13 protein-coding genes are annotated in these 12672 nt (G+C 71.5%); 10 read left to right on the top strand and 3 right to left on the bottom strand.

All coding sequences use genetic code 11. The features are described 5' to 3' along the window. Positions 1 to 27: 27 nt before the first annotated feature. The 5 genes from RI138_RS04575 (at position 28) to RI138_RS04555 (ending at position 5573) form a co-directional block, all read left to right on the top strand. Entirely contained in the window at positions 28 to 225 is a 198-nt protein-coding gene (locus RI138_RS04575; RefSeq protein WP_096629976.1) for a hypothetical protein, read from the top strand. Positions 226 to 442: 217 nt separating this feature from the next. Further along, the gene (gene tatA, locus RI138_RS04570) at positions 443 to 736 is read left to right on the top strand and encodes a Sec-independent protein translocase subunit TatA (protein WP_311118864.1); all 294 of its coding nucleotides are present in this window, start codon (positions 443 to 445) and stop codon (positions 734 to 736) included. Positions 737 to 785: 49 nt separating this feature from the next. Then, positions 786 to 1751 carry a twin-arginine translocase subunit TatC gene (tatC, locus tag RI138_RS04565; protein ID WP_311118863.1) on the top strand — a complete coding sequence of 322 codons (966 nt, stop codon included), beginning with the start codon at positions 786 to 788 and terminating at the stop codon, positions 1749 to 1751. Between the two features lie 18 nt (positions 1752 to 1769). Next, the gene (locus RI138_RS04560) at positions 1770 to 2660 is read left to right on the top strand and encodes a diacylglycerol kinase (RefSeq protein ID WP_311118862.1); all 891 of its coding nucleotides are present in this window, start codon (positions 1770 to 1772) and stop codon (positions 2658 to 2660) included. 63 nt (positions 2661 to 2723) lie between these two features. After that, complete coding sequence (locus RI138_RS04555; RefSeq protein WP_096629970.1) at positions 2724 to 5573, top strand: DEAD/DEAH box helicase; 2850 nt, start codon at positions 2724 to 2726, stop codon at positions 5571 to 5573. Between the two features lie 216 nt (positions 5574 to 5789). Here RI138_RS04555 and RI138_RS04550 read toward each other — a convergent pair whose 3' ends face one another. The 3 genes from RI138_RS04550 to RI138_RS04540 all read right to left on the bottom strand — a co-directional run bounded on the left by RI138_RS04550 (position 5790) and on the right by RI138_RS04540 (position 8063). Further along, positions 5790 to 6227 (bottom strand): SPW repeat protein, encoded by a 438-nt coding sequence (locus RI138_RS04550; protein WP_311118861.1) that lies wholly within the window; start codon positions 6225 to 6227, stop codon positions 5790 to 5792. A gap of 88 nt (positions 6228 to 6315) precedes the next feature. Beyond that, on the bottom strand, positions 6316 to 7320 hold the full coding sequence (locus RI138_RS04545) for an ADP-ribosylglycohydrolase family protein (protein WP_311118860.1): 1005 nt from the start codon (positions 7318 to 7320) through the stop codon (positions 6316 to 6318). A gap of 95 nt (positions 7321 to 7415) precedes the next feature. Continuing rightward, on the bottom strand, positions 7416 to 8063 hold the full coding sequence (locus RI138_RS04540; RefSeq protein ID WP_311118859.1) for a fasciclin domain-containing protein: 648 nt from the start codon (positions 8061 to 8063) through the stop codon (positions 7416 to 7418). Between the two features lie 303 nt (positions 8064 to 8366). Here RI138_RS04540 and RI138_RS04535 point away from each other — a divergent pair, with 303 nt between their 5' ends. Genes RI138_RS04535 through RI138_RS04515 form a run of 5 tightly spaced genes read left to right on the top strand, consistent with a single transcriptional unit; the run spans position 8367 to position 12619 of the window. Further along, a complete protein-coding gene (locus tag RI138_RS04535; RefSeq protein WP_311118858.1) occupies positions 8367 to 9641 on the top strand; it encodes an NAD(P)/FAD-dependent oxidoreductase in 1275 nt (424 codons plus the stop codon). Then, complete coding sequence (locus RI138_RS04530) at positions 9638 to 10360, top strand: DUF1365 domain-containing protein (RefSeq protein ID WP_311118857.1); 723 nt, start codon at positions 9638 to 9640, stop codon at positions 10358 to 10360. Before RI138_RS04535 ends, RI138_RS04530 begins: the two co-directional genes overlap by 4 nt. Next, complete coding sequence (locus tag RI138_RS04525) at positions 10357 to 11622, top strand: cyclopropane-fatty-acyl-phospholipid synthase family protein (RefSeq protein WP_311118856.1); 1266 nt, start codon at positions 10357 to 10359, stop codon at positions 11620 to 11622. The genes RI138_RS04530 and RI138_RS04525 overlap by 4 nt, the downstream gene beginning before the upstream one ends. Beyond that, positions 11619 to 11819, top strand: coding sequence for a hypothetical protein (locus RI138_RS04520; protein WP_311118855.1), 201 nt, complete (start codon positions 11619 to 11621; stop codon positions 11817 to 11819). Before RI138_RS04525 ends, RI138_RS04520 begins: the two co-directional genes overlap by 4 nt. Continuing rightward, positions 11816 to 12619, top strand: coding sequence for a DUF1295 domain-containing protein (locus RI138_RS04515; RefSeq protein WP_311118854.1), 804 nt, complete (start codon positions 11816 to 11818; stop codon positions 12617 to 12619). Before RI138_RS04520 ends, RI138_RS04515 begins: the two co-directional genes overlap by 4 nt. Positions 12620 to 12672 lie beyond the last annotated feature (53 nt).

Raw genomic sequence — 12672 nt, 5'->3', positions numbered from 1 at the left:
AGCCGCACAGGAAAAGAGGCACGCCGTATGTTCTGGCCCATGCTCGCCATCGCCCTCGGATTTCTGGGGGTCTTTGTGCTGGGCGTGCTCGGCATCAAGGTCTTCGTCGAGGCACAGCGGCTCGGCCGCCAGGTCACGGCCACCACGGAGCGGATCAACCGGGCGTCGGAGGACCTCGAACAGGCGGCGACCCGCCTCGCGGCCACCGGCGACGGCCTGCGCTGACGGGCACTGCGGGCTGATGTCCGTCGGCGCCGAGGGGTACGCTGCTGGGGGCGGCCCAGGCAGGGAGGGGCGGGTCGCAAGCCGCAGTACGCGCGGGCATTGCCTCGCGTTTACTCCCGCGGGTTACGATCGCTGCCAGCGCAATGATCGGACGTATGCCCGGTCGAACGGGTAGCGAGCCCACCCTCCAGCCGCCTCAGTGAGAAGGAAGTCGCACATGATCGGCAATCTGAAGCCCCTAGAGATCGTTCTGATCATCGCTGTCATCCTGCTGCTCTTCGGTGCCAAGAAGCTTCCCGACATGGCGCGTTCGCTCGGCAAGTCGGCCCGCATCCTCAAGAGCGAGGCCAAGGCGATGAAGAAGGACGACGCGGCCGCGACGGCCACGACGGAGACCGTCGAGGACCCGGCCCCGCCGCAGTCCACCACCGCGCGCACCATTCAGGCCGCGCCCGGAGACGTCACGAGCTCCCGCCCGGTCAACGAGGCCAAGCCCACCACCCAGAGCTGACCGCTGACGCGCTCCGCCGACAGCCGCCGTACGAGACGAGGGAAGTGGGTTGCTCAAGTCTGCCCGCAAGCAGGAGAAGGACGACGAGGGGCGGATGCCTCTCCTCGATCACCTGCGTGAGCTGCGTAACCGGCTACTGAAGTCCGTGCTGGCGGTCGTGATCGCCGTCATCGGGGCCGCCTTCTTCCACAAGGAGATCTTCGAGTTCCTGATGAAGCCGATCCTCGACTCGGTCGGCTGCAAGAACGGCGTCGAGACGATGGTCAACGGCCGCCCCTGCGCGGAGATGACCACCAACGGTCTGTTGTCGCCCTTCACCATCGCGCTGAAGGTCTCCCTCATGGCGGGCGTCCTGCTCGCCACGCCTGTCTGGCTCTACCAGCTCTGGGCCTTCGTCGCCCCCGGCCTGCACCAGAAGGAGAAGCGGTACTCCCTGGCCTTCGTGGCCGCGGGCGTCCCGCTGTTCGTCGCCGGCGCCTACCTGGCCTACGCGATCCTGCCGGAGACGGCCGAGATCATGCTGGGCTTCACGCCCGCCAACGTCACGAACCTGCTGCCGCTGGACGACTTCCTCGACCTCATCACCCGCATGGTGATCGTTTTCGGGCTCGCCTTCGAACTGCCTCTGCTGCTCGTCGCCCTCAACATGACGGGCGTCCTGTCCGGCGCCCGTATGCTGCGCTGGTGGCGCGGCATGATCGTCGGCCTCACCGCCTTCGCGGCCATCGCGACCCCCGGCGGCGAGCCCATCTCGATGCTGCTGCTGGCCGGTCCGCTCGCGGTGCTCTACTTCATCGCCGTCGGTTTCTCCCTGCTGAACGACAAGCGCCGCAACCGCAACAACCCCGACGCCGAGCTCAGCGACGACGAGGCCTCGCAGCTCGACCTGACTCCCGAGCCGGTCGGCGGCGTCGAGCCGGAGACCGACCCGCGCCGGGCGCTTCCGGGGCAGGCCTCCGGTGAGGCGGACGGGCCAGGACCGCACCGGATGAACGGTTACGACGACATCACCTGACCTTGTAGGGTCCGGCGGGTGACCAGCGAGATCACCCTCTTCGTCAATCCCACCGCAGGAAGCGGCCGGGGCGCGCACGCCGCGCAGCCGGCCGCTTCCGCGTTGCGGGACGCCGGATTCTCCGTCCGTACGGTGCTCGGCGAGGACGCCGACGACGCCCTGCGCCGGGCCCGTGAGGCCGTGGCGGCGGGTACCGGGGCGCTGATAGCCGTGGGCGGGGACGGGCTGATGTCCCTCGCCCTCCAGGCCGTCGCGGGGACGGGCACGCCGCTCGGCGTCGTGGCTGTCGGCACGGGCAACGACTTCGCCCGGGCGCTGGGCCTGCCGATCCGTGACCCGGCCGCCGCCGGTGCGCTGGCCGCGCGGGCGCTCAAGGAGGGCGGTCACCGTGACATCGACCTCGGGCGGGTCGGGGAGCGCTGGTTCGGGACGGTGCTCGCCTCCGGGTTCGACTCGCGGGTCAACGACCGGGGCAACCGGATGCGGCTGGTGGGCGGGCGGTTCAAGTACGACCTCGCGATCCTCGCCGAACTGGCCGCCTTCAAGCCGATCCCGTACCGCATCCGGCTGGACGGGGGAGAGGCCCGCGAGATCGAGGCGACGCTCATCGCGGTGGGCAACGGGACGACGTACGGCGGAGGCATGCGGATCTGCGCCGAGGCCCGGATGGACGACGGGCTCTTCGACGTGACCGTGGTGGGGGAGTGCTCCCGCGCCACCCTCCTCAAGGTCTTCCCCAGGGTCTACAAGGGCACGCATCTGAGCCACCCGGCCGTCACCGCGCACCGCGTCTCCTCGATCGAGCTGGCCGCGGCCGGTGTCACCGCGTACGCGGACGGTGAACCGATGGGCGCGCTGCCGCTCACCGCCACCTGTGTACCGGGGGCCGTGCGGGTGCTGGCCGGGTGAAAGGCCAAGGGCATTTAAAGATCGCGCTGAGTGTCAGAGGTGGCGGGTAGGCTCGTAGCCAAGATGACAGAGGACCTCTCACCAGCTGAGCGATACCAGGCTTCTCGGGTCCGTGCGGCCGAGATGGCGACGGCCCTCGGGCCCTTCCGGGAGATGTACGCATTCGGACTGGACCCGTTCCAGATCGAGGCCTGCCAGGCCCTGGAGGAGGGCAAGGGGGTGCTGGTCGCGGCCCCCACGGGGTCGGGCAAGACGATCGTCGGCGAGTTCGCCGTCCACCTGGCCCTGGAGCAGGGCCGCAAGTGCTTCTACACCACGCCGATCAAGGCGCTCTCCAACCAGAAGTACGCCGACCTCGTCAAGCGGTACGGCGCGGACAAGGTCGGTCTGCTGACCGGCGACAACAGCGTCAACTCCGAGGCGCCCGTGGTCGTGATGACCACCGAGGTCCTGCGGAACATGCTGTACGCGGGCTCCCAGTCGCTCGCCGGCCTCGGCTATGTCGTCATGGACGAGGTGCACTACCTCTCCGACCGCTTCCGGGGGGCGGTCTGGGAGGAAGTGATCATTCACCTCCCGGAGTCGGTGACTCTGGTGTCGCTGTCGGCCACCGTGTCCAATGCCGAGGAGTTCGGCGACTGGCTGGACACCGTGCGCGGCGACACCGAGGTCATCGTCTCCGAGCACCGGCCGGTGCCGCTGTGGCAGCACGTGATGGCCGGACGCCGGATGTACGACCTCTTCGAGGAGGAGACCGACCACGGCGGCCGCGGCGCCGGACGCCGCGAGGTCAACCCCGACCTGGTCCGTCTCGCCCGCCAGGAGAACCAGCAGGGCTACAACCCCCGTGAGCGCCGCCGGGGCAAGATGGTCCGCGAGGCCGACCGCGAGCGCGAGCGGCGGCAGCGCAGCCGGATCTGGACGCCCGGCCGGCCCGAGGTCATCGACCGGCTGGACTCCGAGGGGCTGCTGCCCGCCATCACGTTCATCTTCAGCCGGGCGGGCTGTGAGGCCGCCGTCCAGCAGTGCCTGTACGCCGGACTCCGCCTCAACGACGAGGACAAGCGCCGACTGGTCCGGGAGATCGTCGAGGAGCGGACCGCCTCCATCCCCGGCGAGGACCTGAACGTCCTGGGCTACTACGAGTGGCTCGAAGGCCTGGAGCGGGGTATCGCCGCCCACCACGCGGGCATGCTGCCGACCTTCAAGGAGGTCGTCGAGGAGCTGTTCGTCCGGGGTCTGGTGAAGGCCGTCTTCGCCACCGAGACCCTGGCGCTCGGCATCAACATGCCCGCGCGCTCCGTGGTGCTGGAGAAGCTCGTCAAGTGGAACGGCGAGCAGCACGCCGACATCACCCCCGGTGAGTACACCCAGCTCACCGGTCGGGCCGGTCGCCGCGGTATCGACGTCGAGGGCCACGCGGTGGTCCTGTGGCAGCGCGGCATGGACCCCACGGCGCTGGCCGGCCTCGCGGGGACGCGTACGTATCCGCTGCGCTCCAGCTTCCGCCCCTCGTACAACATGGCGGTCAACCTCGTGCAGCAGTTCGGGCGGCACCGCTCGCGCGAGCTACTGGAGACCTCGTTCGCCCAGTTCCAGGCGGACAAGTCCGTCGTCGGGATCTCCCGGCAGGTCCAGCGCAACGAGGAGGGCCTGGAAGGCTACAAGGAGGGCATGACCTGCCACCTCGGGGACTTCGAGGAGTACGCGCGGCTGCGCCGCGACCTCAAGGACCGGGAGACGGAGCTGGCCAAGCAGGGTGCGGCGCAGCGGCGGGCGGCGGCGGCCTCGTCGCTGGAGAAGCTGAAGCCGGGGGACGTCATCCATGTGCCCACGGGGAAGTTCGCGGGTCTGGCGCTGGTGCTGGATCCCGGACTGCCCGCCGGGCGGGCCAACGGGCACCGCGGGTTCGACCACCACGACGGGCCGCGTCCGCTGGTGCTGACCGCCGAGCGACAGGTCAAGCGGCTGGCCTCGATGGACTTCCCGGTGCCGGTGGAGGCGCTGGACCGGATGCGCGTCCCGAAGTCGTTCAATCCGCGCTCGCCGCAGTCCCGGCGCGATCTGGCCTCCGCGCTGCGGACGAAGGCCGGGCACATCGCGCCCGAGCGGCACCGCAAGCAGCGGGCGGCCGCGGCCGACGACCGGGAGATCAGCCGGTTGCGGACCGAGTTGCGCGCCCACCCGTGCCACGGGTGCGACGAGCGTGAGGACCACGCGCGGTGGGCCGAGCGCTACCACCGGTTGCAGCGGGACACCCGGCAGCTGGAGAAGCGGATCGAGGGGCGGACGAACACGATCGCCCGCACCTTCGACCGGATCGTCGCGCTCCTCACCGAGCTGGACTACCTCCGGGGCAACGAGGTCACCGCGAACGGAAGGCGGCTGGCCCGGTTGTACGGGGAGCTGGATCTGCTCGCCAGCGAGTGCCTGCGGGAGGGTGTGTGGGAGGGGCTCAACCCCGCCGAACTCGCCGCGTGCGTCTCGGCGCTGGTGTACGAGGCGCGGCAGGCCGATGACGCGGTCGCGCCGAAGCTGCCGTCCGGGCCGGCCAAGGTCGCTATGGGCGAGATGGTGCGGATCTGGGGGCGGCTGGATGCCCTGGAGGAGGACTTCAAGATCAATCAGACGGAGGGGGTCGGGCAGCGCGAGCCCGATCTCGGCTTCGCCTGGGCGGTCTACATGTGGGCCTCCGGCCGCACGCTGGACGAGGTGCTGCGCGAGGCGGAGATGCCGGCGGGGGACTTCGTGCGGTGGTGCAAGCAGGTGATCGATGTGCTGGGGCAGGTCGCCGCGGCGGCTCCTCGGGAGGGGGCCGGGCCTGCGGGGGCGGCCGGTTCTGTGGCTCGGAATGCGAGGAAGGCGGTTGACGCGGTGCTGCGGGGGGTTGTGGCGTACAGCTCTGTGGGGTGAGGGGGGCTTGGGCGCGGGTGTGGGGCGCCCGCGGCGGGCTTGTTCCCCGCCCGCCCCTTCCCGAAACCGGCGCGCCGCCCCGGAGCCCGCTCCTGGAACGCCGTAGGGGCTGGAAGGCGCCGAGCGCCGTAGGGGCCGGAGCAGACCCCGCTCCTCAAGCGCCGTAGGGGCTGGAAGCGGAGGCGCCTGAGAGGCGGGGCCTGGTGGGGGTCGGCGTCAGGTGCTGCGGCTCCTGGCCGCCGCCCCGGCGCAGGCCATGCCCAGCAGGATGGTCAGTCCGCCGACGATGATGTTGCTGATGATGATCCCGGCGTCCGGGCTGCTCCCGACCACCCAGGTCGACACGATGACCCAGGCGCCGATGGCGCACATCGCCCAGCTCAGCCCGTACATGCGCTCGGGCATCACGGTGAAGCCGAGGGCCAGTACCGCGATGGCGATACCCATCACCAGGTTGTGCGTCACCAGGGCCGGCTGGCTGGCCGTGAAGTGGAGCACCCACGGGGAGACAGCGCAGTACAGGCCGACCAGGAACACCGGCGCGTCCACCAGAGCCACATCGCGGCCGCCCATCATCCGGTCATACCGCGCGCGCATTTCGGAGGCATCGGGGTGGCCCGATATGTCGCTCCTCGCGTGTGAGACGTTGCTCATGAGTTCTCGTCTCCTTCGGTCCTGCGGGCCCTGCCGCTGTACGGAGGGTGCGGCAGGCACCCATACCCATAGTGCGCTTATCCGGCGCTTATGTGTACATTTCCGGCGATACGGATCTGGGTGGATCTCCGGTACCGGCTGCCTGTTCTCCCTGACGGTCCAGCCGGTCGGCCAGGGTGATCAGGTCCGCCGTACGCAGCACGCGGTCCCCGTACCCGGGCAGCGGCACGTGCAAGGGCGTGCGCCAGCGGCCCGGGACGGCGCCGATGCCGTACACCGCTCCCGCCAGCCCGCCCGTCACGGCTGCCACCGTGTCGGTGTCCCCGCCCACGTCGACGGCGGCCGCAAGGGCCCGTTCGAGGGTGTCCGTCGTCCGCAGGGCCCACAGCGCCGTGCCGAGGCAGGGCCACACCGCCCCGTTGAACTCGGTCGCCAGCCCCGGGTGCCAGTCGGGCGCCAGAACCGTCGCCCAGCGCGTCCGGTGATCGGCGTGCACCTCGTCCAGTGCCCCGGGGACGGCGCCGAGGGGATCGTCGCCCCGCAGCGCCGCCCGGATCAGTTCGTGGAAGACGGCGGTGCCCTCCCAGGCCGCCCGGTCGCCATGGGTGAGCGCCGCGATCCGCCGTGCCGCCTCCATCGTGGCCGCGCGCCCCGCGTGGGCGAAATACACGCCCGACGTGGTCGCCCGCATAAGTGAACCGTTGCCCGCTGCCCGTCCGTTGAGCTGGAAGTGCAGGGCCGCGGCCAGGTCCCACGGTTCGCCGTTGGTCAGCACGTCCTCGGTCTGGAGACCGATGTCCTTCGGAGCGCCCGCCGCCCAGCGCCGGAACCTGTCGAACACGTCCGGCGGGTCGAGGCCGTCCTGTTCCAGCAGTGACTCCCCGACCAGCACAGCCATCTGTGTGTCGTCCGTCGCCTCGCCCGGGTCCCAGCCGCCGCCTCCGCACAACGTCCCGACGCCGTCCGGAAAGCGGTCGGTGAACACCCCTGGGGCGCCGAACTCGAAGGGGGCGCCGAGCGCGTCACCGACAGCGGAGCCGACCACGGCGCCGGACACCCGGTCGGCACGGCTCGGGGATTCACGATCCGTCATCCGGTCAGGCTAAGGCAGCGCCCGCGCGCGGCGAGGGGCGGGAGCCGCACCTCGGTGCGACTTTCCGCCCCTCGTCCGTGGGGTTTGCGTGAGCGCTACTTCGGGGGCATCAGGACCGTGTCGACGATGTAGACCGTCGCGTTGGCGGTCGGGACGTTGCCGCAGACGACCTTCGAGGAGTCGTTCACGGTGTACTCGACGCCCGAGCCGGCCGTCGTCAGCTTGCTCTTCTCCAGCGTGTCGAAGGACCCCTTCTCCAGCTGCTGCGGGGTCAGCTTCTCGCCCACCACGTGGTAGGTGAGGACCTTGGTGAGCGCGGCCTTGTCCGCCAGCAGCGCGTCCAGGTCTGCCTTCGGGACCTTCGCGAACGCGTCGTTGGTCGGGGCGAACACCGTGATGTTCTCGGCGTTGTTGAGCGTGTCGACCAGGTCGGCCTGCTGCACGGCGGCCACCAGCGTCGACAGCTCCTCGTTGTTCGAGGCCGCCGTGGCGACCGGGTCCTTCGCCATGCCGTCGAACGAGCCCGCGCCCTGCTTCGGCACCGACGAACAGGCCGGGCCGAACGGCCCGTCCATGGGCATCGACTCATCGGCCGAGGGGCTCACCGGCGCGGACGCGCTGGGCGTCGAGCCGGCCGCCGAGTCCTTGGAGGAGTCGTCCGACGAGCAGGCGGTCAGCGTCAGCGGCAGCACGGCTGCTGCGGAAACGGCGACGGCTGCGCGGCGGAAGAGGAGCGTGTTCATGGCGTTTCTCCTGGATCGAAGGTTCGGTGAGCGGAGCGGAGCGGAGTGGGGGGGCGAGGGCCACGCGCCGAGCGTGACCGACCGGGGCAGCAGCGCCCCGTCCGTCCGCGCGTCGTTCCGCTCTGTTCTCACACGGGGGGTTCGGCGCCGGTCGGCCGGCGGATTGGTCCCGGGCTCCCCTTCACCCGATCGGAGCAGAGGTCGGAGACCCGACCAATCCTTCCGGGCACCGGTAACGAATGGAGGGTGAGCAGCGCTCCAGCAGCACTCCGACCGGAGTGGAAAGACCCGGAGGGAACCGGAATGACAGGGGAACGGCGGCGGACGGCCGTGGTGGGAGCCGGAGTGGCGGGACTGACCGCCGCCCACGTTCTCAGGCAGGCTCATGAGGTGACGCTGTACGAAGCGGACGACCGCGTCGGGGGGCACGCCCACACGCATGATCTGGGCGCGTCCGACGGCCGGGTGCACCGCGTCGACTCCGGGTTCATCGTGCACAACCGGCGGACGTACCCGTATCTGCTGCGGCTCTTCGACGAACTCGGGGTCGCCACCCAGAAGTCCGAGATGTCGATGTCCGTACGGTGCGAGGGGTGCGGCCTCGAATACGCGGGGGCACGCGGCCCCGCCGGGCTCTTCGCACAGCCGGGCTCAGCGGTGCGCGGACGCTATCTGCGGATGCTCGCCGAGGTGCCGCGCTTCCACCGTGCGGCCCGGGCCCTGCTGGCGCAGCCGGAAAGCGGTGCGAGCGCGATGACGCTGGGGGAGTTCGCCCGGCGCGGGCGCTTCTCGCCGTACTTCCGCGCCCACTTCCTCACCCCCATGGTCTCCGCCGTCTGGTCCTGCGACCCGGTCACCGCCCTGCGCTACCCGGCCCGCTACCTCTTCCGGTTCCTCGATCACCACGGCATGCTCACCGTCGGCGGCTCCCCGGTCTGGCGCACTGTCACCGGCGGCTCCCGCGCGTACGTCGACCGCGTCGTCAAGCAGCTCACCACCGTGCACACCACGACCCCGGTGCGCGCCGTCACCCGGCACGCGGAGGGCGTCGACGTCACCACCGAGGACGGCACGACCACCCCGTACGACTCCGTCGTCATCGCCACCCACCCCGGCCAGGCGCTGCGGCTGCTCGCCGACCCGACCGACGCCGAGCGCGGCACACTCGGCGCGTTCCGGTACTCCCGCAATCCGACGCTGCTGCACACGGACACCGCCCTGCTGCCGCGCGCCCGGAGAGCCAGGGCGTCCTGGAACTACCTGATGCCCTCGTGCGCCGCGGACGCCGAGCACGTGACCGTCAGCTACGACATGAACCGGCTCCAACGGCTCGACGCGCCCGAGACCTTCGTGGTCACGCTGAACGGCTCCGACCGGGTCGACCTGGACACCGTCCGCGCCCGCATGGTCTACGAACACCCCGTCTACACCCCGGAGTCGGTCGCCGCCCAGGCCCGGCTGCCCGCCCTGTCAGGTCCCGTCACCGCCTACGCGGGGGCGTACCACGGCTGGGGGTTCCACGAGGACGGCTGCCGTTCGGGGGTCGAGGCCGCGGCCGCCCTGGGGGTGAGGTGGTGAACGCCCTCTACCCGTGCACCATCACGCACGTACGGACCCGCCCCGGGAAGTACGCGTTCCGCCACCGCACGTATCTGTGGCTGATCGACCCCGACCGGCCACCCCGGCTGCCGCGCGCCCTGCGGCCGCTGGCCCGCTTCGAGGCCCGCGACCACTTCGGCGGTACCGCGCCCACGATCCGGGCCGGGCTGGAGCGCTTCCTGCGTGCGCGGGGGGTGGAGCTCGGCGACGGGACCGTCACCATGCTCACCCAGGCCCGGGTGTTCGGGTACGTCTTCAACCCCATCACCGTCTACTGGTGCCACCGCGCCGACGGCACTGCGCTCTGCGTCGTCGCCGAGGTGCACAACACGTACGGCGGACGGCACGGTTACCTGCTGCGTCCCGACGGGGACCACCGAGCCGTGACCGGCAAGGAGTTCTACGTCTCGCCGTTCTTCCCCGTGGACGGCGGCTACCGGATGCGGCTGCCCGAGCCCGGGCCCCGTCTCGACCTGAGTGTCTGTCTGGAGCGGGAGGGGAACCGCCCGTTCACCGCGACCGTACGGGGCTGCCGCCGGCCGGCCACCCCTCGCGAACTGGTGCGCCTCGCCCTCCGCCACCCCCTCTCCACCGTCCTCGTCTCCGCCGCGATCCGCCTGCACGGCATCCGGCTCTACCTGCGCGGGCTCCCCGTGCAGCCCCGTCCCCCGCACCGCCCACAGGAAGGCATGCAGTGACCGCGCCCACCTCTGCGCCGCCGGCAGAACACACCCCCGGGGCCGACCCGGAACGCTGGCCCGACATCGTCGCGCTGCCCCGGGCCTCCCGCGCCCGGACGGCCGTCGCCGAACGCGTCGTCCGCCACGCGCTCGGCCGGCTTCCGATCCGCGCCCGGCTCGCGGGCAGGAAGGACATCGGCCTCGGCGGGCCGCTCATGGACATCCGCGACCCCGACGCCTTCTTCCGGCGGATCGGCGCGAGCGGGCTCATCGGCTTCGGCGAGTCCTACATGGCGGGGGAGTGGGACGCGCCGGACCTGGTCGGCGTGCTGACCGTGCTCGCCGACAACGCCGCCGACCTCGTCCCCCGGCCGCTACAACGCCTGCGTGGCGTCTGGGCGCCGCGCAGGCCCGCGGCGCAGATGAACACCCCCGAGGGCTCCCGGGACAACATCAGCCACCACTACGACCTCTCCAACGAGCTCTTCGCCCTCTTCCTCGACGAGACGCTCTCCTACTCCTCCGCCGTCTTCCGCGGCTTCCCCGCCGAGCACGACCTGCTGCCCGCCGCCCAGCACCGCAAGATCGACCGGCTGCTGGACGCGGCCGGGGTCGGCCAGGGCACCCGCCTCCTGGAGATCGGCACCGGCTGGGGCGAACTGGCCATCCGCGCGGCCGCCCGCGGCGCCCGGGTCGTCACCGTCACGCTCTCCGCCGAACAGCGCGCACTGGCCCGCACCCGCATCCGCGAGGCCGGGTACGAGGACCGCGTCGAGGTGCGACTGAGCGACTACCGCCAGGTCACCGGCGACTACGACGCGATCGTCAGCGTCGAGATGGTCGAGGCGGTCGGCGAGGAGTTCTGGCCGGTCTACTTCGGGACCCTGGACCGCCTGCTGGCCCCCGGCGGCCGGATCGCCCTCCAGGCCATCACCATGCCCGACGACCGGCTCCGCGCCAGCCGTGCCACGTACACCTGGATCCAGAAGTACATCTTCCCCGGCGGGCTGCTGCCCTCCACCGAGGCGGTGGAGCGGATCACCACCGGCCACACCCGCCTGCGCACCACCCGGCGCATCCGCTTCGGCGCGCACTACGCCGAGACGCTCCGGCTGTGGCGGGAGAGGTTCACCGAACGGGCCGCCGAGGTCGACGCCCTCGGCTTCGACGCCGTCTTCCGCCGGATGTGGACCTTCTATCTCGCCTACTCCGAAGCGGGTTTCCGCTCCGGGTATCTCGATGTGCAGCAACTGCTGCTGACCCGCGAGGAGACCGCGTGACCGCCGCCCCCAGGCCCTCCGCCCGGCGCACCCCGGCCGGGGCCGCCCAACGCGCCGAACCGCCGACCGAGCGCTCCCCCGGCGGCGGGCCGCCCCTGGGGGTGCGGATGCGGGGCGGGCGCGATACCGGACCCCATGAGGCCCCCACCGTCCCCGCGCGGACCCGCGGAGCCGGGAACCCGGGAGCGGACCGGTGAGCGGCTTCGCCTGGGCCGCGTTCGCGAACGGGCTCGCGGGGGCGGCCGTCGCCGCCCTCGGCGTCATGCTCGTCACCTTCGCCGTCGCCCTGAACAAGGGGGTGCACCGGATCGTCGACATCGCCTGGGGCGTCGCGTTCGCCGCCGTCGCCCTGGTCTCCTACGGCCTCTCGGCGGGTGCGGGCGACGACGGCCGCCGGCTCCTGGTGACCGCGCTGACCGTGATCTGGGGGCTGCGCCTCGCCTTCCACATCGGGCGGCGCGGCCGGGGCCACGGGGAGGACCCGCGCTACGCGAAGATGCTGGCCAAGGCCCCCGGCAACCCGAACCTGTACGCCCTGCGCAAGGTGTATCTGCTCCAGGGCGCGCTGGTCTGGCTCGTCTCGCTCCCGGTGCAGGCCGCGCAGTACCTCACCGCGCCACTGGCCTGGTGGGCCTGGGCCGGGGTGCTTCTGTGGGCGGTCGGCCTCGCCTTCGAGGCGATCGGTGACGCACAGCTGGCCCGGTTCAAGGCCGACCCCGCCAACCGGGGGAAGATCATGGACCGGGGGCTGTGGTCCTGGACCCGCCATCCGAACTACTTCGGCGACTTCTGCGTGTGGTGGGGCCTGTTCCTTCTCGTCTGCCAGGCCCCGGCCGCCGCTGCCGCCACCGTCGTCGCCCCGCTCGTGATGAGCTTCCTGCTGACCAAGGGCAGCGGTGCGGCCCTGCTGGAGCGCCATATGGCCGACCGGCCCGGGTTCGCCGCATACGTCGCGCGGACCAGCGGCTTCCTCCCCCGGCCGCCGCGCGGCACCTGAGCACATCGGCAAGGGCCCGTTCCGCAGCGAGCGGTGCGGGCCCTTGCGCGTCC

This window comes from Streptomyces durocortorensis, from assembly GCF_031760065.1.
In the GTDB taxonomy this organism is placed as follows: Bacteria; Actinomycetota; Actinomycetes; order Streptomycetales; family Streptomycetaceae; genus Streptomyces.
Note: the sequence above shows the minus strand (reverse complement) of the source record. Positions and strands in the feature narration are given on the sequence as shown.